Annotated in this window: 20 protein-coding genes; 3 read left to right on the top strand and 17 right to left on the bottom strand. The window is 64.7% G+C overall.

Going from position 1 to position 21602, the window contains the following annotated elements; all coding sequences use genetic code 11:
* Positions 1–179: 179 nt before the first annotated feature.
* The 4 genes from FJ988_RS10230 to FJ988_RS10215 form a co-directional block, all read right to left on the bottom strand.
* Positions 180–1007 carry a phosphogluconate dehydrogenase C-terminal domain-containing protein gene (locus tag FJ988_RS10230; protein WP_140817057.1) on the bottom strand — a complete coding sequence of 276 codons (828 nt, stop codon included), beginning with the start codon at positions 1005–1007 and terminating at the stop codon, positions 180–182.
* Between the two features lie 113 nt (positions 1008–1120).
* Positions 1121–2152 carry an ABC transporter permease gene (locus tag FJ988_RS10225; RefSeq protein ID WP_140817055.1) on the bottom strand — a complete coding sequence of 344 codons (1032 nt, stop codon included), beginning with the start codon at positions 2150–2152 and terminating at the stop codon, positions 1121–1123.
* The gene (locus tag FJ988_RS10220; protein ID WP_140817053.1) at positions 2149–4632 is read right to left on the bottom strand and encodes an ATP-binding cassette domain-containing protein; all 2484 of its coding nucleotides are present in this window, start codon (positions 4630–4632) and stop codon (positions 2149–2151) included. The genes FJ988_RS10225 and FJ988_RS10220 overlap by 4 nt, the downstream gene beginning before the upstream one ends.
* Positions 4633–4705: 73 nt before the next feature.
* The gene (locus FJ988_RS10215; RefSeq protein WP_140817051.1) at positions 4706–5728 is read right to left on the bottom strand and encodes an ABC transporter substrate-binding protein; all 1023 of its coding nucleotides are present in this window, start codon (positions 5726–5728) and stop codon (positions 4706–4708) included.
* A 358-nt stretch (positions 5729–6086) separates the two neighbouring features.
* Here FJ988_RS10215 and nanR point away from each other — a divergent pair, with 358 nt between their 5' ends.
* From nanR to FJ988_RS10200, 3 genes are all read left to right on the top strand, one after another.
* Entirely contained in the window at positions 6087–6800 is a 714-nt protein-coding gene (nanR, locus tag FJ988_RS10210; RefSeq protein WP_140817049.1) for a transcriptional regulator NanR, read from the top strand.
* A gap of 200 nt (positions 6801–7000) precedes the next feature.
* Positions 7001–7846 (top strand): phosphogluconate dehydrogenase C-terminal domain-containing protein, encoded by an 846-nt coding sequence (locus FJ988_RS10205; RefSeq protein ID WP_140817048.1) that lies wholly within the window; start codon positions 7001–7003, stop codon positions 7844–7846.
* A 12-nt stretch (positions 7847–7858) separates the two neighbouring features.
* Positions 7859–8707: a sugar phosphate isomerase/epimerase gene (locus FJ988_RS10200; protein WP_246688494.1), complete on the top strand. Its 849-nt coding sequence runs from the start codon at positions 7859–7861 to the stop codon at positions 8705–8707.
* 134 nt (positions 8708–8841) lie between these two features.
* Here the strand turns inward: FJ988_RS10200 and FJ988_RS10195 are convergent, their stop codons facing one another.
* The 13 genes from FJ988_RS10195 to FJ988_RS10135 form a co-directional block, all read right to left on the bottom strand.
* Positions 8842–9927, bottom strand: a complete 1086-nt coding sequence (locus FJ988_RS10195) for a Gfo/Idh/MocA family protein (RefSeq protein WP_140817047.1) — start codon at positions 9925–9927, stop codon at positions 8842–8844.
* A 47-nt stretch (positions 9928–9974) separates the two neighbouring features.
* A complete protein-coding gene (locus FJ988_RS10190) occupies positions 9975–10739 on the bottom strand; it encodes an ATP-binding cassette domain-containing protein (protein WP_140817046.1) in 765 nt (254 codons plus the stop codon).
* Positions 10736–11740, bottom strand: coding sequence for an ABC transporter permease (locus tag FJ988_RS10185; protein WP_140817045.1), 1005 nt, complete (start codon positions 11738–11740; stop codon positions 10736–10738). The genes FJ988_RS10190 and FJ988_RS10185 overlap by 4 nt, the downstream gene beginning before the upstream one ends.
* Positions 11737–12717, bottom strand: coding sequence for a substrate-binding domain-containing protein (locus FJ988_RS10180; RefSeq protein ID WP_140817043.1), 981 nt, complete (start codon positions 12715–12717; stop codon positions 11737–11739). The genes FJ988_RS10185 and FJ988_RS10180 overlap by 4 nt, the downstream gene beginning before the upstream one ends.
* A gap of 318 nt (positions 12718–13035) precedes the next feature.
* The gene (locus FJ988_RS10175; RefSeq protein WP_140817042.1) at positions 13036–14058 is read right to left on the bottom strand and encodes an ROK family protein; all 1023 of its coding nucleotides are present in this window, start codon (positions 14056–14058) and stop codon (positions 13036–13038) included.
* A complete protein-coding gene (locus FJ988_RS10170; RefSeq protein WP_140817040.1) occupies positions 14058–14780 on the bottom strand; it encodes a ribulose-phosphate 3-epimerase in 723 nt (240 codons plus the stop codon). Before FJ988_RS10170 ends, FJ988_RS10175 begins: the two co-directional genes overlap by 1 nt.
* Complete coding sequence (locus tag FJ988_RS10165; protein ID WP_140817039.1) at positions 14777–15604, bottom strand: alpha/beta fold hydrolase; 828 nt, start codon at positions 15602–15604, stop codon at positions 14777–14779. Before FJ988_RS10165 ends, FJ988_RS10170 begins: the two co-directional genes overlap by 4 nt.
* On the bottom strand, positions 15604–16422 hold the full coding sequence (locus tag FJ988_RS10160; protein WP_140817037.1) for a sugar phosphate isomerase/epimerase: 819 nt from the start codon (positions 16420–16422) through the stop codon (positions 15604–15606). The genes FJ988_RS10165 and FJ988_RS10160 overlap by 1 nt, the downstream gene beginning before the upstream one ends.
* The gene (locus FJ988_RS10155) at positions 16422–17498 is read right to left on the bottom strand and encodes a Gfo/Idh/MocA family protein (protein WP_140817035.1); all 1077 of its coding nucleotides are present in this window, start codon (positions 17496–17498) and stop codon (positions 16422–16424) included. Before FJ988_RS10155 ends, FJ988_RS10160 begins: the two co-directional genes overlap by 1 nt.
* A 2-nt stretch (positions 17499–17500) precedes the next feature.
* A complete protein-coding gene (locus tag FJ988_RS10150; RefSeq protein ID WP_140817033.1) occupies positions 17501–18322 on the bottom strand; it encodes a sugar phosphate isomerase/epimerase in 822 nt (273 codons plus the stop codon).
* 57 nt (positions 18323–18379) lie between these two features.
* On the bottom strand, positions 18380–19222 hold the full coding sequence (locus FJ988_RS10145) for a carbohydrate ABC transporter permease (protein ID WP_140817031.1): 843 nt from the start codon (positions 19220–19222) through the stop codon (positions 18380–18382).
* A gap of 4 nt (positions 19223–19226) precedes the next feature.
* Complete coding sequence (locus FJ988_RS10140) at positions 19227–20123, bottom strand: carbohydrate ABC transporter permease (RefSeq protein WP_140817029.1); 897 nt, start codon at positions 20121–20123, stop codon at positions 19227–19229.
* Positions 20124–20249: 126 nt separating this feature from the next.
* Positions 20250–21497, bottom strand: a complete 1248-nt coding sequence (locus FJ988_RS10135) for a sugar ABC transporter substrate-binding protein (RefSeq protein WP_140817027.1) — start codon at positions 21495–21497, stop codon at positions 20250–20252.
* Positions 21498–21602 lie beyond the last annotated feature (105 nt).

Here is a 21602-nt window from a genome sequence, read left to right as displayed (position 1 = left end):
CGGACCGATTTTCATTGCCGCTTCCCCGCCATCCTCCCATGGCTCGCCTTCGGCTATCCGATCAAAACGAGCCAAGATTAGCTAAGGCCAACTGGTATAATGAGTCAACCACAAATTCAGGTGATATGTACCTGAGCGCGCACGTTACCCTTCGCTCGCAGGATTAGAGGAAGCGTCGCTCAGGTGATGCGCTGGATGCTGGCGGCAATCTCTTCCGGCTCGAACACGCGCTTCCAGTCGTCGCGCATCAGCACCGGCTTGCCGAATTCGATGGCCTTGTTGCAGGCGTCGGAGAACACGCCTTTGGTCTCGCCGAAGATGACGGCGCCGAGCACGTTCATGTGGCCGAGCAGGAAGTCGAGCGCCGCCTGCCGGTCGACACCGCGCGCCACGACCTCGTCCATCGCCTCTTTCATCACCACCAGCAGCGAGGCGCAGACCGTTTCCGACAGGCCGGGCTCGAGCAGCGCCATCTGCTCGACGGTGACGCGGTGCGAGCGCATCACCGGCGCCCAGATGATCTGGGCGATCGCCTCGCCCTTGGCGTAGTCCGCCTCCGGCCCCTGCATCAGGGCGCTGACGAAATGCTGCTTGGCCTTGACGCCGCCGAAGAAGTCCTTCTTGGCCGCCATGTCGGTCTCGTCGTTGAAGATCGGCGGATGGCAGGGGTGGGTGACGAAATAGGTGAGGTCAGGCCGCTTCGGCAGGTGGCCGGCGAACGGCGCCGCCGCGTCGAGGACGATCACCATCGTGCCGGCCGCAAGCTTGCTTTCGATGCCGGCGGCAACCTTGCCGATATGGGTGTCAGGAACAGCAAGGATCACCACATCGGCGCCATCGAGCGCCTCGTCGACGCCGACCGCGTCGAAGCCGAGCCCGGTCTTCAGCCGCTCCTTGCCCGCTTCGCTGATCTCGACATGGCGGATCGTGTAGGGCGAACCGCGAAAATTGGTCGCCAGGCGGTAGCCCATTTTCCCGCCCGCACCGAACAGCGCAATCGTTGTCATCTAACCCTTGCTCCTGGATTCCGGACGACGGCATTGCCAATCGTCACCTTATATACTGGTATGATCACTCTACCACGGTTTGGCAAGAGGAATCGTCAAACTTGTGTGTTCGCTCAGCCAGCATGCGCCCTTGGTTCGCCTGTTTCCGGCTTGGCTATCGGGTTTGCCTCACCATCCGCCGGATCGACCGCGGCGCGCCGCCCGAGTGTCTGCCGTCCGGCCAGCGCCAGCACGAAGATGACGACGATGCCCTGGACGATGTCCTGGACGCCCGGCGGCAGGCCGATGATCTGCATGGTGGTGACGATGAGGATCAGAAGGATGCTGGCGAACAGGGTGCCGAGCGCGGTCGCCGAGCCGCCGAAGATCAGCGTTCCGCCGAGCACCACCGCAGCGATCGACTGCAGGAGATAGGGCTGGCCCATCTCCAGGAACGCGCCGCCGATATAGGCGCCGAGCAGCAGGCCGTCGAGCGATGCGAGCACCGAGGAGATGACGAATGCCGAAGCGACGACGGGGCCGTTGCGGATGCCGGCGAGCCGCGCAGCTGAGCGGTTCTGGCCGACCGCCGACAGCTTTTGCCCGAACACCGTGTAGCGTAAGACGAAGGAGGTGGCGGCAACGCCGAGAATGGCGATGATGGCCATGATCGGCACGCCGGATATGCGGCCCGTCGCCAGTTCCTTCAGCGCCGGGCTGACCGCGAAACCCGGGATCGCCTTGTTGGACAGAAGCGTAGCGGTCGCCAGCACGTAGCCGGTCGCCAGCGTCGCGATGATGGCCGGAATGCCGAGCCCGACGACGAGCAGCGAATTGAGCGCGCCGACGGCAAGGCCGAGCAGCACGGCGGCGACGACGCCGATCGCGAGGTTGGCGTCCTGTCCCTTGATGGTCAGCAGCGCGACGAAGGCGCTGAGCGTGATCACCGAAGCGACGGAGAGGTCGATGTTGCCGCGCCCGGTGGTCACCACGAACATCTGGCCGATGCCGACCACCGTCAGGAACGATGCCGACAGAATGACGCCGGACAAGCTTGAGAGGCTGAACCGGTTGGTCACGACGGAGAGCACCAGCCACAGGATCAGCACGCCGATCGCGGCCCAGATCCAGCGGTTGCGCTGCGCCCAGAGGCCGAAAGCGCTCATGGCTCGCTCCTGCGGTCGGCGGTGAGGCTGCGTAGCGTGAGCAGCGCGATCAGGATCAGGCCTTGCGTGGCGGCGTTGTAGTCGCTGCTGACGTTGAGCGTGCCGAGAAGCGCGCCGATCAGCGACAGCGTCACCGCGCCTGCGACGGCGCCGACCGGAGAGATGATGCCGCCGAGCAGCGAGCAGCCGCCCATAACCACCGCGGCGACGCTGAGCAGCGTGAAGGAATTACCCGAATTGATATCGCTCGCCGTGTTGATGGCCGTCAGCGACAGGCCGGCGGCGCCCGCGAACAGGCCGGCGATGAGATAGCGCACCAGCGCATAGCGCGTCGGCGACCACCCCGAGCGGATCATCGCCGCGGGATTGTTGCCGAAGCCGCGCAGCACTACGCCGAGCGGCAGCCGATCGATGACGAGTACGATCAGCGCCACCGCCGCGATCATGACGATCGACGTCGGCATGAAGCCTAGCGACCACCCGAACAGGGCGGACAGCCAGTCCGGGCTGGCGCCGCCGGGCGTCGGCTGCAACGCATAGCCGATGCCGACCCAGATGAAGGATGCGCCAAGCGTGACGACGATGGCCGGGATCTTGCGCGCCTGGATGACGCCGCCGAGCCCGGCATAGGCGGCGAGCGCGGCCACCAGCGCCAGCGCGCCGAGCCACGGCTGGTCGTAGAGCAGCGTGGCGCTGATCACGCTGACCAGCCCGGCAAAGGCGCCGACGCCGAGATCGATCTCGCTGCCGCCGACGATGAACATCTGCGCCGCCGTCACCAGCACCAGCGACAGCGCCGGCATCAACAGAAGATCGAGCCCGAAGGTCGAGGCCACCGCTGGATTGATTGCGATCATGATGGCAAGCACGGCGGCAAGCCCGATGAAGGGTGCCGCGTTGACCAGTCTGCGCGCCAGTCCCGCCATAGCCGTTCGCCTGCCGGCGGCGCTCGCCTGCCCGTCCGCCGCTTGCGCGAAGGAGGCGCCGACGATGGCCTGCTCGGTGATTGCTTCGCCCGCCAGCTCCTTGACGATCCGGCCGCCGGAAAACACCAGCACGCGGTCGCAGGCCAGCAGTTCCGCGTCCTCGGTCGTATGCCAGATCAGCGCCCGGCCGCCGCGCGCGACTTCGTTGCAGAGCCGGTAGAAATCCTGCTTGGTGGCGATGTCGACGCCGCGGGTAGGGTCGTCGAGCAGGATGATCGGCGTGTCGGCGACCAGCGCCCGCGCCACCAGCGCCTTCTGCTGGTTGCCGCCGCTGAGTTCTGTGATGTTGGACTGGAAGCGCTTGTCGTCGAGGCGCAGCTTGCTGGCGGCGCCTTTCGCCGCATCGCTGTTGACGCGCTCGGAAACGACGCCCAGCGCCGGCCGGCGGGCCAGCGCGCCGATGCTGATGTTGGAAAGCACGCTCCACAGCGGGAACACGCCTTCCTTCTGCCGGTCGCCGGCGATGAAGCCTGCCTCGGCACGCCTGGCGACAGTCGCCTGCTGTTTCCGATCAGGCTTGAAGATCGCGTGCAGCAGCTCCTTCTGGCCGCTGCCCTCCAGCCCTGCCAGCCCGACGATCTCGCCGCGCACGATGTCGATGTCGCGGCCGAGCTGCGCCGTCAGCGCTCCCGAGAGCCGCACCAGCACGTCCTGCGAGGATGCGGCGGCGACGCTGTGCTGATGGATCGGATCGGCGTCGCCGCCCATCAGCTGCACCAGCTTGCCGATCGAGGCGTCCGCGGCGTGGCCCTGCCATGCCATGCGGCCATTGCGCAGCACCACGACTTCGGTGGCGATGTCGATGATCTCCTGCAGCTTGTGGCTGATGAAGATGAATGCCAGTCCGGCGTTGGCCCTCTCGCGGATAAAGGCCCTGAGCTGCTTCGAGCGGTCGAGGTCGAGCGAAGAGGTCGGTTCGTCGAGCACGATGAGCTTGACGCCCGGCGTCGCCGCGGCGCGCGCGATCTCGACCATCTGCCGTTCGGCGATCGTGAGATGGCCGACCTCGGCATCGGTGTCGATGCCGTTGCCCGGGAAGACGGCGTCGAGCGCCGCGCGGGCGCGGGTCCGGTAGAGTGCCCGCCAGCCCGGCCGGCTTGCCGAGTCGCCGGGGGTCTCGAGAAAAAAGTTCTCGGCGACCGACAAATTGGCGCAGAGCGACAATTCCTGATGCACCATGCGGATGCCGCGCCGCTGGGCCTCGCCGGTGTCGTAGGCCGCGAAGGGCACCTCTTCGCCGGCAAAGGAGATCGCGCCGAGCGTCGGCCACATCGCGCCGCACAGGATGCGCATCAGCGTCGACTTGCCGGCGCCGTTGCCGCCGACGAGCCCGATCACGTCGCCGGCCTGCACGGTGAGGTCAATGCCCGCATTGGCAAGCGTCGGCCCGAAACTCTTGGTGATCCCGCTCAGCGAAACGACGCTCGGCCCGGCAGGGGCGGCAGGAACTGCGGCGGCAGCGGTGCCCTGTACGGCAACGGCGATGTGGGACATTCGTCCTCCGGTTCTGCGCGAACAAGGATCGGGCGCGGCCGTGCGGCAGCGCCCGATCCCTGAACGGTCTGCCTTACTTGCTGAGCAGGTTCTGCTTGACCCAGTCCAGCGAGTAGCTCGGGCTGATGATCTGCCCGCCCGGCAGCTTTGCATAGTCCTTCAGGTTGCTGGCATCGACCGTCGCCACCGGCATGATCATCAGCTTCGGCGCCTTGGCGCCCTTAAGCAGCGACAGGCCGAGCCAGAAGGCGGCGCCGCCGATGCCCGGCGTGGTGTTCATCGACACCGTCTGGTAGCCGTTCTTGGCGTTCTCGTCGGCCCACCATTTGACGAAGTCGGTGCCGCCGCCGCCTTCGATGATCGGCATCTTGTCCTTGTAGTCGCCGCCATACTGGACGAAGGCCTGCGCGATGCCGACATCGTCGCTACCGCCCTGGCCGAGCACGGCGTCGACATGCGGCAGCGAAGGCAGCACGTTGGCGATGGCCGCCTGCGCCACCGATGCCGTCGCCTGGCCATAGACGGTGGCCACCACCTTGATGTCCGGATACTTGGCCAGCACCGACTGCTGCGCGTTGAACATGTCGTTGTCGGGCGCCGAGCCCTTCACGCCGCGCACCTGGATGACGTTGCCCTTGCCGCCAAGCATCTTGAACACGGCTTCGGCCTGGGTCGCCTTGTAGCCCTTGAAGTCGAAATTGAGCTGGTAGTTGCACGGCGCCGAAGCGACGGAATCGAAGGAGATCACGATGATGCCGGCCTTGCAGGCCTTCTCGATCACGCCGTTGACCGCGGTCTCCGAGGCGGCGTCGACGGCGAGAACGTCGACCTTCTTCAGGATCAGTTCGGCGATCTGGCTGTTCTGCTGGGCGACCGAACCGTCACCGTTCATGACGATATAGTCGGCGATCTGGCCGGCGGCCTTCGCTTCCTTGGCCGAGGCCTCGAAGGCCTCCACCATCTGGTGCCGCCAGGTGTTGCCGTAATAGGCATTGGCCAGCGCGATGACAGGCTTATCCGATGACGCCATCGCCGGCAGCGCCGCAACACTGGTCAGCGCGGCGCTGGCAAGCGCCGCCACGATTGCAAACTTCATAATACTTCCTCCCAACAAAAGACCGGCCGACATGGCCGGCTTGCATGCCGTTCCGTGGTGGCGTTCTCTGAGACGCCATACCAGGTACATATTATACCAGCATACCAAATAGGCAAGCCGGCACCGGAACCTTCATTCGATGCGGGTGTCGAGGCGAAGCGCGCTCTAGCGACTCTCGCGCTGGATCGGCCTGTCGGAACCTTTCGTCCGGCTCACATCCGTGAATCCCGGTTTCCTGATCGAGTGCATATGCGGCTGTGCATGGACGTTATGTCATCATATATGTAATGTCAATTGGAAGCCCTTGTCTGTGGATGCGACTCGGGGTCGATATGCCGCTGAGGTCACGGAGGGACGGATGGAGCCGGTCCAGAAGAAGAAACTGTATGTGGAGGTGCTTGACCGGCTGATGGCGGCGATTTCGACGTCCGAGTTCCCGCCCGGTTCGCAATTGCCGTCGGAAAAGGAACTGATGACGATGATCGGCGTCGGGCGCCCCTCGATCCGGGAAGCCATGCTGACGCTGCAGCAGATGGGGCTGATCAAGATCTCCCATGGCGAACGCGCCCGTGTCATCAATCCGACGCCCGAAGTGATCGTCGACCAGGTCTCAGCGGCGATGGTCATGATGCTGGCGACAAACTCGCGAGGCCTGGAAGAACTTAAGGAAGTCAGGCTTTTGCTGGAAACCGGCCTAGTCCGCATCGCCACGCGCCGCGCCACCGCCAAGGATTTGGAGCGGCTGGCCGAGACGCTGCGTCACTTGCGCGAGGCAAAGGGCGACCTGGCGCGATTTGTGGCGGCCGACATGGAGTTCCATGCTGTCATCGCGGAAATGAGCGGCAACTCGATGATCGCGGCGGTGGTCAAGGGAATGCTCGAATGGCTATCCCGGTTCAAGCGCGACCTGGTGTCGGTGAAAGGCGCCGAGCGCCTGACGATCGAAGAGCACGAACGCATCTACAAGGCGATCGCCGGCGGCGACGCGGACGCTGCCAGCACTGCGATGGCCGAGCATATCGGCCGCGCCAATGCCCTCTATTCGAAGCTGAGCAGCGGCGAGGGCGGCTGACCATTCGCATTGCAAATTTTTTTACCTCGACAAACTCATATGATGACGTAATGTGTTTTTGATGCTAACGCTCGCCTGGAAGGGCGCCTTGGCGGACGGTCCTCGGCGAAGGGGCGCATATCCCGGAACTCGCCAATCACTGAGCGTGCGTTCGGCTGCATCTGTGTCGGGCGGCCGTCAGGACAAATGGGAGAGAACGAATGACAACATCGGTGGCCGTGCTCGGAGCCGGCGGCAAGATGGGTTTCCGCGTGACCCGCAAGCTGATCGATGCGGGCTACGACGTTCGTGCGGTGGAAATCGGCGATGCCGGGCGAGCGCGGCTGGCCGAGGCCGACATCACGGCCGTCACCATGCAGGAGGGCCTGCCCGGCGCCAGGGTCGTGGTCATGGCGCTGCCGGACAACATCATCGGCCAGGTGGCGCGCCAGATGTCACCGATTCTCGCCACAGGCACCATGTTGCTCATTCTGGATGCGGCCGCGCCCTATGCCGGCGACCTGCCGAAGGATCGGCCAGATCTGACCTATTTCGTCGGCCATCCCTGCCATCCGCCGCTGTTCGGCGAGGAGACGGAGTGGGCGGCGCGCCGCGACTATCATGGCGGCATCGCCAGGCAGTCGATCGTCTGCGCCCTGATGCAAGGGCCGGAAGAGCATTACGCGCTGGGAGAGGCGGTGTGCAAGGCGATGTGGTCGCCGATCATCGACAGCCACCGCGTCACGGTGGAGCAACTGGCGATCCTCGAACCGGGCCTGTCCGAAATGATTGCCATGCCCTTCGTCGACACCATGGTCGAGGCCGTCGAGGAATGCGAGCGTAAATACGGCATTCCCAGAAAAGCCGCTCTCGACTTCCTGATCGGCCATTTGAATGTCGAGATCGCCATGTGGTTCGGCTTCTCGCCGAAGGTGCCGTCGGACGCAGCATTGCGCCTGATGCGCTTCGCCAAGGGCGTCGTCGTGCGTGACGACTGGCGCGAGGCGCTGTCTCCGGCCAAGGTGAAGGAAGCCTCCGAGCTGATCGTCTACGGCAAGGGAGCCTGAGCGCCGCCTTAGATGCCCAGGACCATATCGGTATCGACCGTGCTCTTCGATGGCTATTCGATGGAGCTGGCCATCGAAGAAATCGCGCGGGCCGGCGCCACGCATGTCGAGCCGGCCTTCATTCGCGGTTATGTCGATTTCGATGAGGGCATGTTCACCGGCACCAATGCCGCGAGGCTGCGGGCGACGGCGGAAACGGCCGGCCTTGGCATCAAGGCCGTATCGGCCCATCTCGACCTGTCTGGGCCGGATGCGGTGGAGGCGCTGTCGCGGCGCATCGGCTTTGCCGCCGGTCTTGGCGCATCCTTCCTGATCACCAATGCTGGGCCGATGACGAAGAGGGCGGGCATACGAAAGGCGATCGATGACGTTCTGCCGAGGCTGGAGCAAGCGGGTATTGCCCTTGCGCTGGAGAACCCCGGACATGGCGAGGGCGACTTGCTTGGCAATGTCCGATCGGGAGCAGGCTTCATACGCGAAATCGGATCGCCCCATGTCTGCCTCAACCACGACGCTGGAAATGTCTTCACCTACAGCCGCGAGGCAACGCAGCCGGCGCAAGACATTGCCGCGGCCGTCGACGCGGTTGGTCATGCGCATCTGAAGGACATCGTCGGCAGCGATACAGGATGGTCGTTCTGTGCCCTCGGTGAAGGTTCGATCGATTACCGGGATTACTGGGCAATGCTGCCTGCGGGGCTTCCGGTCAGCATCGAAATGCCACTGCGGTTGGAGCGCCCGCTGCGCCGCGACCCTCAAAGACGAAATTCCCGCGTCGACATTCCAACCGTTCGTGATGTGCTGCAGCGTTCGCTGCGTTTCGTGAACTCGCTGGAGGCGGCCAAAAGTAGCGCGCTGTGAACCGCCGATGTTGCCGCGGCGACGTCGGTCCTGCCGTCCGCATTTTATCGCCGCCGTGGCGGAAGCGCGGCAATTGTGCGTCCTCGATTGATAGCCAAGGTCAGGAAGTTAGCGGTATCGGCATCTGTCCGGCCTCAGTTCCCGCCGCTCTCCTTCATCCGCTCGATGATCTCAGCCATCAGCGCGAGATCCCGGCGTGAATCCGCGAGGTCGGTGAGCGGCCTGGTGCCCTCCATGATGTGGCGATGGAAGATCTCCAGCTCGTTGGAGAAGGCATCGCCATAGAGCGGCCCGAACGCCTTGGTCACCGGGCCGAGCGGTCCGGCTTCGGTCACCTCCAGCCGCGTCGGCAGGCTGCGGATATAGGGCGTGTCGTAGATGATGCGCACCCGCTTGGTGTTGGAGCGCACCTCGATCATGGCGTCGAACAGGCCGAGATCGTCGACCACCGCGTCATAGAGGCAGGCGAAATGGCCGTAGTCGAAGGTGACGCTGGTGTTGGCACCGCCATTGGTGCGGTGCGCCGCGACCACGCGCTGCGGTTCGCCGATCAGCCCGCGCATCGCCGAGATGTGATGCGAGGATAGTGCCGTCAGCCCGCGATAGGCGCGCATCAGATCGGCGGACGCGTCCTTGCCCACCACCTCGCGGATCAGCGTATCGCGCTCCTTGGCGCCGCGCGACAGGATCGCCGGATCGATGTCGGTCGGGTAGAGGACGTTCTGGCTTTTCTTCAGGAAATGCCGGCCCTCGGAGATCAGGTCGAAGATGCGTACATGGGTGATGTCGGCATGCGCCGGCAATTCGTCGCGCGCCGCCAGATAGGCCGGCGCGTAGCGACGCATATAGCCGACGAAGATGGTCTTGCCGTAGTCCTTGCTCAGCGCCAGCAGCTCGTCGATCTCGCGCACCGTCAGGCAGGCCGGTTTCTCGAGCAGGATGTGTTTGTTGGCTTGGATCGCGGCGCGCACGAAGCGGCTATGCGTGTCATCGGAAGAGAGCACGAAGACCGCGTCGATATCCGGCGAATTGATCAGCGCCTCCGCGCTCTCATAGGCCTTGGCGGTCGCATATTCCGAGGTGACGAGTTTCACCAGGTTCAGTGAGACGTCATGCACGCCGGCGATCACCCAGCGGTCGCGCTGGTCAGCCAATACAGGCAGATGGATCGACTGCGCGACTTCCCCAAGACCCACAAGCCCGACACGGATCAGCGCCACGGCATACTTCCTTTCAATGTTTTCAAAATTCCATGAAGCGCGGCGCGTCAGGCCGCGCCGGTCACCAGCGCCACCAACTCGTTGCCGGTGGTTTCGGCGGAACGCACCGTCGCCACCATCTTGCCGGCGCGCATCACCCAGATCTGGTCGGAGAGGCGTCGCACCTGATCGAAATTGTGGCTGATCAGGATGACGCTGACGCCTTGCTCGCGCAGGCGCCGGATCAGCGCCTCGACATTGGCCGTCTCCTGCACGCCGAGCGCGGCGGTCGGCTCGTCCATCACCACCAGCTTGGCGCCGGAGCCGGCGGCGCGGCAGATCGAGATCGCCTGCCGCTGCCCGCCCGAAAGCCGTCGCACGCGCTGGCCCACCGAGGGCACGTTGATCGATAGCTTAGACAGCATGGCGCGCGCCTGCGTCTTCATCGCCTTGCGGTCCAGCAGCGCGAACGGCCCGATGCGTCGAACGATCTCGCGGTTGAGGAAGAGGTTCTGCGCCACCGTCAATTCGTCGATCAGCGCGAGGTTCTGGTGCACCGTCTCGATGCCGGCCTTGCGCGCGCCGTCCGGATTGGCGAACGGATGCGGCCGGCCGTCGAAATGGATCGCGCCGCCGTCGGGTTGATGCACGCCGACCAGGCAGCGGATCAAGGTCGATTTGCCGGCGCCGTTGTCGCCGATCACCGCCGTCACCTCGCCGCGGCGGGCCTGGAAGTCGACATCGGTGAAAGCGCGGATGCCGCCGAAATGCTTGCTCAGCCCTTGGCAGGCCAGGATCGCCTCGGTGGGCGGGATGTGAATGGCCGCGCTCATTTCTGGTACCGCATGATCAGTGCCGCCAGGACGACGATGACGCCGACCGCAAGCGGTTGGTAAAAGGCCGAGACGGAAAGCAGCGTCAGTCCGTTGACGAGCGCCGTCAGCATCAATGCGCCGATGGCCGGGCCGAGGATGCTGGCGCGGCCGCCGAACAGGCTGACCCCGCCCAGCACCACGGCTGCCACCGAATTGAGCAGCAGGCTGGTGTTGATCTGCGGCTCGGCCGAGCCGATGCGCGCGACAAGCAGGATCGCGGCGATGCCGGCGCAGAAGCCGGAGATCGTGTAGGCGGCGATCTTCACCCGGTTGGTGCGGATGCCGAGTGCCGCAGCGCTTTCGGCCTGGCCGCCGGTGGCCAAGAGATGCACGCCGAAGCGCGTGTGGTAGAGCGCGATATGGGCGATGATCACCGCCGCGATCGCCACCCAGACCGGATAGCCGAACGGTCCGAATTTGCCTGAGGCGAGCTTGAGCAGGAAGGTGGAGCCGACCATGGTCGGCTCGCCGCCCGAGATGATCAGGCCAAGGCCGGTGATGCCGGAAAGCGTGCCGAGCGTCACCACGAAATCGGGAATGCGCCCCGTTGTGATCAGCACGCCGTTGAGGAGGCCGATTGCGCTGGTGGCGGCGACCGCCGCGACGCAGGCGGCGAAGATGCCCAAGCCGGCGGCGTGGATCAGGCCGAGGATGACGGCGCCCAGCATGACCGAAGCGGCGAGCGAGAGATCGATGCCGGAGGTCGCCACGACGAAGGTCTGGCCGATCGACAGCACCACCAGGATCGCGGCGGCAAGCAGCAGCGCCTGCAGATTGGCGACGCTGAGGAAGACCGGCGAGGTGACGCCGAACAGGATGATGAGGCCGACCAGGCCGACGACGGATGCCCAATCGGCCCAGAAGGAAGGATCGAGGAGGAGAGCCGCAAGGGAGGAACGGCTCTCCTCCATCGCGCCCGCCTGTGGGTTGGCGGGCGCGTTATCGGTCGGAAGACTCACTTCAGCATCTCACGCAGCGGATCGGGATAGTCGCCGCCCGGCCGCGGGAAGTTCTTCAGCGAGGCTTCGGCATTGTCCTTGTTGATCAGGAGCACCGGCGCCGGCACGTTGGCGGGCAGTTCCTTGCCCATCGCCGCTGCCTTGCAGGCTTCCACGCCCATCGCGCCGACCACATAGGGATACTGCGCGACGGTGGCGGTGAGTTCGCCGGCAGCGACCGACTTCAGCGCGTCGACGATGCCGTCGAGGCCGATCACCTTGACGTCCTTGCCGGAGGTCTGCACCGCGCGCTCGACGCCGAGCGCCATGATGTCGTTGGCGGCGAAAAAGCCGGCGAGATCAGGGTGGGCGGCCAGGATATCGGTGGCGGCGGTCAGCGCCTTCTCGCGGTCCCAGTCGGCGCTCACCATCACGACGACTTCGAGCTTGCCTTCGACGGCCTGCTTGAAGCCCTTGATGCGGGCGTTCGAGCCGACGTCGCCGACGATGCCGGCGATCAGCGCCACCTTGGAGCCCTTCGGCACCAGCTTCAGCATCTCCTCGCCGGCCAGCGCGCCGGCGGCGACATTGTCGGTGCCGATATAGGTCGAGACGGCGAAGCCCGCGGCCTTGGCCTGTTCGGCGTCGATGGTCGAGTCGATGTTGACGATCGGTTTCTTCTTCTGCGCCACCGGCACCAGCGCCTGCACCAGGTTGGAGACGCTGATCGGATTGACGATGTAGCAATCGTAATCCTGCAGCGCCATCGCGGTCAGCTTGTCGGCCTGCCCGGTCGCGTCGCCCATATTGGCGGCAGCCTGCACGGTGACTGCGACGCTGTCGGCCTTGGCCTGCTCCTCGATGCCCTTCTGCATGGTCTGGAAGAACGGATTGTCGAGCCCTTTGACGATCGCCGCGACCTTCGCGTCGTCGGCATGGGCGGCAAGCGTCGTGGCAAGCAGGCTGGCGCCGAGCGCCAGGCAATTCAACATGCGCATATGTCTTCCTCCTCCGGATTTTTGATTGTCGGCTCGTTGTTCTGCGATCTGCATGCCTGACCGCAAGCGACCCCTGCGCTTGCGCTGGAAAAACCGGCTGGCGCGCGCAAGGCGCACCCGGTTCGGGTTTCCTTCTATGTCAGGCATTGCTCCTCCCAGAGCGCTGACGGTATCGCGTCAGCATTTCCGCATGGTCGAGAAAAATTTTACGTACGTCAAGAATTAAAATGCAGCACAGTGTATTTTGATGTGCGTCGCTGCGGGATGATGGGAAAGGCGCTCCGCTTTATCCTCGCAGGCTGACGCCGACGCTTGAAATCATCCGACTCTGGCGTCGGCCGCTCCGTCGGTCTTCGACTCTTCGTTCTGTACCATCGACAGCGCCGTGCCCGGCTCGCCCTCCCACAGGATCAGGCTTGCCGCACCGACCAGGCCAGCGCGGTCGCCGAGCTCGGCCGGCACGATCGGCACGTCGCGATAGGCCGGCATCGCCCGCTCGTCGATCGTCGCCCGGATCGTCGGCGAAAGCAGGTCGAAGCCGTTGGCGAGCCCGCCACCCATGACGATCAGTTCCGGCGAATAAAGGTGCAGCAGATTGGTGAAGCCGATACCCAGCCACTTCGCTTCGGCCTCGACGAGATCGCGGGCAGTCGCATCGCCCGTCCGCGCCGCCTCCACGACATGCCGGGCCGACACGTCGCCGTCCTTCGACAGGCGCCTGAGCAGCGAACCGTCGCCCGGCGCGGTGAGGCGCGTGGCGCGTCGCCCGAGTGCGGTGCCGGAGGCGACCGCTTCGAAGCAGCCGACAGCGCCGCAAAAACAGCGATCGCCTTCGCCGGTGATGGTCATGTGGCCGATCTCGGCCGCAAGTCCGCGCCGGCCGTGATAGATGTGGCCGTCGGCGACGACGCCGCCGCCGATGCCGGTCGACACCGTGACGAAGACCAGCGATTCCGTGCCGCGGCCGGCGCCAAAGCGCCACTCGCCGAGCGCTGCAGCATTGGCATCGTTCTCCAGCCGCACCGGCAGGCCGAACTGCCGGCTGAGGATGTCGATCAGCGGCACGTTGTGCCAGCCGGCCAGCGTCGGCGGACCGATGACGATGCCGGCCTTGGGATCGAGCGGCCCCGGCGCGCAGGCACCGATGCCGATGACCTTGGCTAGCGAGTTTTCGTCGAGCAGTTTGTTGGCAAGCGCGATGATCTGGCCGATCACCGCCTCCGATCCCGCTCCGGCAAGCGTCGGTTCGGACACGCGCGCGACAACCTCGCCGCTGCGCTCTACCAGTGCGCCGCGCAGCTCCGTGCCGCCGAGATCGAAGGCTAGCGCAACCGTGCTCATCAGGCGGCGGCCTTCAGCCCGTGCAGCCAGGCCATGCGTTGCGCAAGGTCGGGGTCGCCGAAGGCGAGCGAGCCGAGCACCACCGTGTCGGCGCCGGCTGCGCGCAGCAGCGGCACGGTTTCGTGACGGATGCCGCCATCGGCGGCAAGGATGATCTCGGCCTCGCGGCCGGCCTGCCGCATCAGCGCGCGCGCCTCGATCAGCCGCGGGCAGGCCTTTTCCGACAGGCTCTGTCCCTTGACGCCGATCGAGGTGCCGAGCAGCGTGACGAAGGCGACGTCCGGCAGGAAGGGGACGATCGCCGACACGGGTGTCTCCAGCCGCAGCACCACGCCGGCCTCGGCGCCGAGCTCGCGTGCCAGCTTGACCGCGCGCAGGCCCGCCTCGCCATTCTCGGCGTGGATGGTGATCAGGTCGGCGCCGGCCTCGATGAACTGGCGCGTCTGCGCCTCGACGATCTCCGCTTCGACCATCAGATGCACGTGGATCGGCCTTGCTGTCAGCTTGGCGATGCGGGCGACGAGGTCGGGGAAGAACAGGAAGCCCGGCGTGAAGCGTGCATCCGCCACGTCGATGTGGTGCAGGTCGGCATGGGCTTCGATGCGCTTCAGGTCTCGCTCCATATTGGCGAGGTCTGCCGACCACAGCGAGAATTCGCCGAGCAGCCGGTTGCGGGGAAGTGCGGCGATTGCCGCGGGGCCGGAGAGGGGTTTGCTGGTCATGACGGAAGAAGGCTCCGGACTTTCGAGTGGGACTGAAGGAAGGTCGTGATCTGCGCGTGCAACTCGTTGAAATGTTTCTTGCTGTCGGCTGCCTTCGGCGTCACTTCCGCGAAGGTGGCGTTGGGGATCGCGGCGGCCAGCGTATAGGCGCTCGACAGAGGGTGCACGGCATCCATCGCGTTGCCGACGACAAGGGCTGGAATGGCAAGCCCCGCGACGTCGCGTTCGGAAACGCCTGGACCGTCGCTGGCGATGTTGGCGAGCACCTGCGCGAAGCCTTTGGCGTCCGGCCGGTCGAAATAGCCGAGCAGCGAGGACAGATTGTCGGGCGCTTCGCGATAGAGGCGCGTGGCGGTCGCGGATTGCGCGAAGAGCGTCCGCGCCTCGTCGATGTCATGTTGGAGGATGAGTTCGGCGACTTCCGCGATCGGCCGCATGTTCTCCGGCGCGGCGGCGAAGGTCCAGGCCGGTCGCACCAGCACCAGGGCAGAGACGCGCTTCGGGTGCCGGCAGGCGAGACGCAGCGCGATCGCCGCGCCCATCGAGACGCCGCCGGCGACGAAACGCTCGAGCCCGGCCTGGTCGGCGGCCGCGAGCACGTCGTCGGCGAACATCTCGAAGGAAAACGGCCGGCGCTCGCCAAGACTGGAGCCGCCATGGCCGCGGCACTCCAGCGTCACGCGCCGGAAGCCGGTGGGAAAGGTCTGCGCGACCTGCGCCTCGCCGCCGCCGAGCCCGTGCTGGAAGACGACCGGAAGTCCGCTGCCGGCATCGTAGAGCCGGAGCGCGGCGTCTCTGCGCAGCAAGGTGGCCAGGCGGACCATCAGCCGAACCCCTTCAGAAAGCGAGCGACGCCGGGCGCTTCTTCGGCCGAGAGCCCATGCGTCACCAGCGGCCCGTCGAAGCCGGCGGCTTTCAGCCGGGCGACGAAGTCGGCGAAATCGACCACGCCTTGCCCGGCGGTAGCGAAGCGGCCATCGGCGAAGCGGTCCTTGGCGTGGGCCAGCGAGACATGGCCCGCCGTGCGGTCAACCGCCTTTGCAACGATGCTGCGCGCCTCGTCGGTGTCCGCCTTTTCAAACAGGTTCGCCGGATCGAGAACCACCCGCAATCGCTTCGAGCCCATCTCGCCGATCAGCCGCATCGCGTCGTCGGCGGACGTGACGATGTTGGCCTGCTCCGGCTCGATGCCGAGATCGACGCCATGCTGCTCGGCGAGTTGCAAGGCCTTTCCCATCTCGCGTGCCATGTCGGCCCAGGCCGAAGGATCGGCATTGTCGGGGTGGTGCGCCCACTGGTCCTCGGCGTTGCGCGTTCCCGTGCAGAGCGTGACGAGCGGCGTGGACAGCCTGGCGGCGGTTTCAATCACGACCGCAAGCCGCCGCAATCCGTCGTCGCGCACGCGTTTGTCGGGATGCGCCATGTTGTAGGTGCCGGAGAGCGCGACGAGACCGATGCCCGAAGCTTTCGCGGCGGCATCGATGGCGCGGATCGCGTCGTACGAAACCGCGTCCGGCATCGACGGCAGGCCGGCGCAGGCGAGGTTGAACTGGGTGACCGCAAAGCCCGCATCGCGCACGGCGGCGAGCACGCCAGCCGGCGCGCTGCCCGGAAACGTCTTGGCGAACACCCCGATCTCCATCAGACCGCTCCCGTTACGCCGGCGAGCTCGACGCGTTCGCCGCTCTCGACGGAGCGGGCGATGGCCACCATGGCGCGGATCGAGGCGAGCCCATCCTCGACGGTAGCGCCGCGCTGCGGCTTGCCGTCGAGCACCGTGTCGGCGAGGCCTTCCAACTGGCGGCGGAAGAAATGGCCGTCGGCGCCGAGCGGCTTGCGCGAGGTCGCGTCCTTCTCGTGGAAGATGTCGACCTCGCTGGCGCGGAAATACCAGGGATTGAAGGTCTTCGCGATCACCGAGCCGTTTTGGCCGTAGAGCTGGAAGCCCTCGTGCCAGTCCATGCGCACGGCAACGGTGAGATCGAGATGGCCGAGCGCGCCATTGGCGAATTCGGTCTCGACGAACCAGCAATAGGCGCCGAATTTTTCATGCAGCCGCGCGCGCACGGCGGTGATCTCGCCGACGAGGAAGCGTGCCGTATCGACCAGATGCGAGCCATGCGCCAGCATGAAATATTGCCGCAGATCCGCCTTCGGATTGCCGGCCGGCTTCCTCGCCAGCTTGCTGGTGACGGGCAGCGGCTGCACGGCGTCGGTGTTGGTGTAGCGGTGCGTGGAATCGCAATACCAGGCCTTCAGCGCCAGGATATCGCCCATCTCGTCGCGCACGAAATCGCGCGCGGCTTCCAAGGCCGGATCGAAGCGCTTCATGTGCCCAACCTGCAGCACCTTGCCGGAGCGTTTGACCGCCTCGGCGAGCTTCTGGCCTTCCTCGACGGAGACGCCGATCGGCTTTTCGCACAGCACATGCTTGCCGGCTTCCAACGCCTTGATCGACATCGGCACGTGATAGGCGTCCGAAGTGGCGACGATCACCGCCTCGAGTTCTGTATCGGCGAGCATTGCGTCATAGTCGCCATACATCTTCTGCGGCTCGTAGGTTGCGCCCATGCGCGCCAGAAGATCGGGTGCGGCGTCGCAGATCGCGTAGAGATCGGCATTGGCCGCCTTCACGCAACTCTCCAGATGCGCGAACTGCGCGATCGGTCCGCAGCCGAGCACACCGACACGAAGACGGCGGTCTTTCTTGGCGATCATCCTCAGGCTCCGTAGCCGCGCATGGTCTGGCGGTTGGTCTTGACCGCGCCCGCCGGATCGGCGGCGGCGGTTTCGGATTCCTCCTCCAGCACCAGCCAGCCGTTGAAGTTGGGGGCAGCACTTGCGATCTCGATCACCTTTGCCGTGTCGCAGACGCCCTCGCCGAGCATCGCCCAGGTGCCGCTCGCGTCGACGTCCTTCAGATGCACGTAGCGGATGCGCTCGCGATAGGTGGTCAGCGTGTCGGCCATGTCCTTGTGCCCGCGCAAGATGTGGCCGGTGTCCGGCACCCAGCCGACCAGCGAAGCATCGATCAGGGAGAAGATCCGATCGTAATCGGCGCGGTCGTAGAGCAGTGTGTTGTGATGCGAGCTCGGATGCACCGCGACCTGGACGCCGGCCTTGCGGCCGAGCTCGCCGGCCCGGTTGTAGACTTCCGCCGCGATGGCGAACTTGTCGTCGCGCGGCCCGTCGGAGACGACGGTCGCCGAGCCCATCGAGACCAGCGCTCCGGGGAAGGCGGCGGCAAAGTCGATCCAGCGCTTGGCGGCTTCGAGGTCCTCGCCGATTTTCTCCTTGAGCGTGAAGCCGCTTTCCGAACCGAAGGCGAAGGAGACCAAAGTAAGGCCCGAAGCCTTCAGCGCCGCGGCGAATTCCGCCGGCTTGCCGGCATAGCGGCCGATCATCGTGTCGGTGATCTCTATGCCTGCATAGCCGCCATCGGAAATCGCCTTCAGCAGATCGTCCGGGCCGCCGGCAAAACGGTCGCCGAGCATCTCCCAGGTAAAGGTCTGGCAGCCGACTTTGAGGTCTTTCACGGTCATTCTTTCATTCCCTGATACCGACTATTCCTTGATGTCGCTTCGCGTGGACCGGACATCCTATTTGACTGAGCCCGCGGTCATGCCTGCGAGGAAGAACCTCTGGGCAAGGAGGTAGATGAGCAACAATGGCAGCGAGCCGAGCACGCTCATCGCCATCATCTGGTTCCACTCGAAGGCGTGCTGGCCCATCAACAGCTGGATGCCGATCGGGACGGTGCGCATCGAGGTCGACTTGGTCAGCGTCAGCGCGAAGAGGAACTCGTTCCAGCACAAAAGGAACGTGTAGACCGACGTCGCCACGATGCCGGGCAGCGAGATCGGCACGATTACCCGCCAGAGCGCCGTCCAACTGGTGCCGCCGTCGACCGCGACGGCCTCGTCGAGATCGCGCGGCAAGGTGTTGAGATATCCGGTCATCAAAAGGATCGCGTATGGCAGGGTGAACACCAGATAGGTCACGATCAGCGCGATATAGGTGTCGAAGATGCGATACGAGACGACGAGCCCGAAGAAGGGGATCAGAAGCGTGATCGGCGGGATCGTCTGCGTGCTGATGATGAGCGTGTTCAGGCTGCCCTTGCCGCGGAAATTGAAGCGGCTGAAGCCATAGGCCGCGAGCAAGGCGATCAGCACCGTCAGCACGGTCACCGCGAAGGCCACGAAGTAGCTGTTGAAGAAGAAGCGCAGCTTGACCGGATCGCCAAGGATGGCTGCATAGGCTTCCAGCGTGAAGGCTTTCGGCAGGATGGTTGGCGGCAGGGCAAAGATCTCGGTGTTCGACTTGAACGAGCTGGTCAGCATCCAGTAGATCGGGAAAGCCGCGAAGAACAGCCCCGCTGCAAGCGCGACATGCAGCGCGACCGTGATCAGCCTGTCTTTCGGCGTGTTTCGTTTCCTCATGGGACTACCGCGCCTTTTGATAGCGGATGTAGAACAGCGTCAGGCCGAGCGAGATCAGCAGGATGACCACGGCGCTCGCCGACGCCTGGGACAGGTTGTAGCTCGAGAAGGCCAGCTTGTAGGTGTAGGTGCTCAGCACCTCGGTCGAGTAGATCGGACCGCCGCCCGTCGTGATCCAGATCAACGGGAAGACCTGCATCGTCCAGATGAAATCGAGCAGCGAGATGCTGATGATGATCGGCATCAACTGCGGAATGGTGATGAAAATCAGCTTCTGGTAGGCCTTCGCGCCGTCGATATCGGCGGCTTCGTAGAAATCCTTGGGAATGCCCTGCAGGCCCGCGAGCAGGCTGACCATGAAGAGCGGATAGCCCGCCCAGATGTTGGCGAAAGTGACGGCGTGCAGCGCGGTCTCGGGCGAGGAAAACCACTCGATCTTGGAGCCGATGATGCCCAATTGTATGAGAACGCTGTTCACCACGCCGTTCGGCTCGAGCAGTAGGCGCCAGATCACGGCGATGATCACCGCCGTGAACAGCCAGGGCAGTATGTAGAGAACGCGCAGAATGTTGCGCAGTATCGGATTGATGCGGTCGCTGTTCAGCATCAGCGCGAAGATCATGCCGATGGTCATGTGGAAAACCACGCTCATGCAGGTGAAGTAGAGCGTGTGTCCCAGCGAAGCCCAGAAGACCGGGTCGGCGAAGATCGCCTGATAGTGTTTCAGTCCGGCAAAGGACGGGTCGCGACGCAGCACCGCGCTGTTCTGGAACGAATAGCCGATCACCGTCACCATCGGCAGCAGCATCAAAAGGCCGATGATCACCAGCGAGGGCGACAGATAGAGATAGGGTGCGACCGCTCGTTTCAGTCTGCTACGGGAGCGCTTTTGCCGGGTCATGTGCCAACCTTGGGATACGCCTTCAAGAGAAGGTGAGCTTCGCAAACACTCGCGTTGCCGCTGCGTTGTTGCCGGGAGGCCTTTCCGAAGTCGGGCCTCCCGGTCGAAGATCGTAAGACAGTTAGATCAGAATTTCGCCATCCAGCCCTTCTGGGCGGCGGCGGCCGCCTGTTCCGGAGACTGCTCGCCGGCGAGCATCTTCTGGGCTTCCACGTCGAACATGGTCATCAGGTCTTCTGCCACCGGCAGGCCCGTGAACTCGTTGGCGAGGTAGCCGGACTTGAAGATCTCGAAAGCCTTGCCGAAGGCCTTGTCCGAGGTCACGAAGTCGGGCTTGGCGTTGACGTTGCCCGGGAAAGCGTTGGCCAGCGACACCAGCTTGGCGTTGACCTTCTCGCTCATCAGATACTGGACGAGCTTCCAGGCCTCTTCCTGATGCTTCGAGCTCGCGGAAATGCCGATGCCCCAGGAGGCATAGGGAAGGCCGCGCTTGCCCGTATAGCCCTCCACGACCGGAACCGGGATGATGTCGAAGTTCAGCTTGGGATTGCGTTTGCGGATGAGGTTCACATGCGCAAGCGAGTCGACCATCATGCCCACCCGGTCGTTGACGAATTCCTCGACCTTTTCCTGCTCGGTCTTGGTGGCGATGCCGGGCGAGATGGTGCCGGCGTCATTGAGCGATTTGACGAAGGTCAGCATATCCACCACCGGCTTGCCCTCCAGCGCAGGCTTGCCGTTCTCCATCATCGATTGGCCTGAAGCCCAGACCCACGACATCATGTCGTTCTGGACGCCGGACGGCGTCTGCAGCGAAAGCGGAAGCACCCAGCCATACTGGTTCTTGTCGGCATGGGTCATCTTCTTGGCGGCTTCGAGGAACTCCGCGCGGGTCGACGGCAGCTTGGTCACGCCCGCCTGGGCGGCGAGGTCCAGATTGACGAAGACCGGATAGACGAACGAGGCGACCGGGAACATCACCGCCTTGCCGTCCACCTTGATGATGTCGGCGACCTGGGCCTTGTCGAACTTGCTCGCATCCATCATCGGGTTCATGTCGGAAAGCGCGCCCTGCGCATTCAGATTGTTCACCCAGGCGCCGTCGAGACCGACGACGTCGCTGAGCGTGCCGGTCGCCGCGCCAACCGAGATCTGGTCTCGCGTCGTCGCATAGGGGCCGCTGACCAGCGTCACCTTGATGCCGGGGTTAGCGGCCTCGAATTCGTCCATGATCTTCCGCAGCGAGCCTGCGGGCAGCTCAGGCTCCCACCACTGGGTGAATTCCAGCGTCGTGTCCGCCATGGCGCTGGTTGCGCCGAGCAACCATGCCGCCGCGGCCATTTTCAGCATCGCGGGTTTTATCCGAAACGTCATTTTCTCCTCCTTCTTTAAGATCGGCCGCACAATGCGGACGATCGTCTGGTTTATTCAGAAGTCTTCATTCGCAGGCGCCTCGCTCCCGCCTGCGGGCCTTGCCGC

It is taken from the genome of Mesorhizobium sp. CU3, from assembly GCF_006442965.1.
Lineage (GTDB): Bacteria > Pseudomonadota > Alphaproteobacteria > Rhizobiales > Rhizobiaceae > Mesorhizobium.
The sequence above is the reverse complement of the archived record's forward strand: the minus strand, read 5'-3'. Positions and strand labels throughout refer to the sequence as shown.

What these genes read in the sequence shown, in the direction of transcription:
- FJ988_RS10140 (WP_140817029.1), bottom strand. Translation starts at nt 20,123, where the DNA reads ATGACCCGGCAAAAGCGCTCCCGTAGCAGACTGAAACGAGCGGTCGCA.
- nanR (WP_140817049.1), top strand. Translation starts at nt 6,087, where the DNA reads ATGGAGCCGGTCCAGAAGAAGAAACTGTATGTGGAGGTGCTTGACCGG.
- FJ988_RS10220 (WP_140817053.1), bottom strand. Translation starts at nt 4,632, where the DNA reads ATGTCCCACATCGCCGTTGCCGTACAGGGCACCGCTGCCGCCGCAGTT.
- FJ988_RS10165 (WP_140817039.1), bottom strand. Translation starts at nt 15,604, where the DNA reads ATGGTCCGCCTGGCCACCTTGCTGCGCAGAGACGCCGCGCTCCGGCTC.
- FJ988_RS10190 (WP_140817046.1), bottom strand. Translation starts at nt 10,739, where the DNA reads ATGAGCGCGGCCATTCACATCCCGCCCACCGAGGCGATCCTGGCCTGC.
- FJ988_RS10205 (WP_140817048.1), top strand. Translation starts at nt 7,001, where the DNA reads ATGACAACATCGGTGGCCGTGCTCGGAGCCGGCGGCAAGATGGGTTTC.
- FJ988_RS10200 (WP_246688494.1), top strand. Translation starts at nt 7,859, where the DNA reads ATGCCCAGGACCATATCGGTATCGACCGTGCTCTTCGATGGCTATTCG.
- FJ988_RS10160 (WP_140817037.1), bottom strand. Translation starts at nt 16,422, where the DNA reads ATGGAGATCGGGGTGTTCGCCAAGACGTTTCCGGGCAGCGCGCCGGCT.
- FJ988_RS10215 (WP_140817051.1), bottom strand. Translation starts at nt 5,728, where the DNA reads ATGAAGTTTGCAATCGTGGCGGCGCTTGCCAGCGCCGCGCTGACCAGT.
- FJ988_RS10225 (WP_140817055.1), bottom strand. Translation starts at nt 2,152, where the DNA reads ATGAGCGCTTTCGGCCTCTGGGCGCAGCGCAACCGCTGGATCTGGGCC.
- FJ988_RS10145 (WP_140817031.1), bottom strand. Translation starts at nt 19,222, where the DNA reads ATGAGGAAACGAAACACGCCGAAAGACAGGCTGATCACGGTCGCGCTG.
- FJ988_RS10155 (WP_140817035.1), bottom strand. Translation starts at nt 17,498, where the DNA reads ATGATCGCCAAGAAAGACCGCCGTCTTCGTGTCGGTGTGCTCGGCTGC.
- FJ988_RS10135 (WP_140817027.1), bottom strand. Translation starts at nt 21,497, where the DNA reads ATGACGTTTCGGATAAAACCCGCGATGCTGAAAATGGCCGCGGCGGCA.
- FJ988_RS10230 (WP_140817057.1), bottom strand. Translation starts at nt 1,007, where the DNA reads ATGACAACGATTGCGCTGTTCGGTGCGGGCGGGAAAATGGGCTACCGC.
- FJ988_RS10175 (WP_140817042.1), bottom strand. Translation starts at nt 14,058, where the DNA reads ATGAGCACGGTTGCGCTAGCCTTCGATCTCGGCGGCACGGAGCTGCGC.
- FJ988_RS10170 (WP_140817040.1), bottom strand. Translation starts at nt 14,780, where the DNA reads ATGACCAGCAAACCCCTCTCCGGCCCCGCGGCAATCGCCGCACTTCCC.
- FJ988_RS10180 (WP_140817043.1), bottom strand. Translation starts at nt 12,717, where the DNA reads ATGCGCATGTTGAATTGCCTGGCGCTCGGCGCCAGCCTGCTTGCCACG.
- FJ988_RS10150 (WP_140817033.1), bottom strand. Translation starts at nt 18,322, where the DNA reads ATGACCGTGAAAGACCTCAAAGTCGGCTGCCAGACCTTTACCTGGGAG.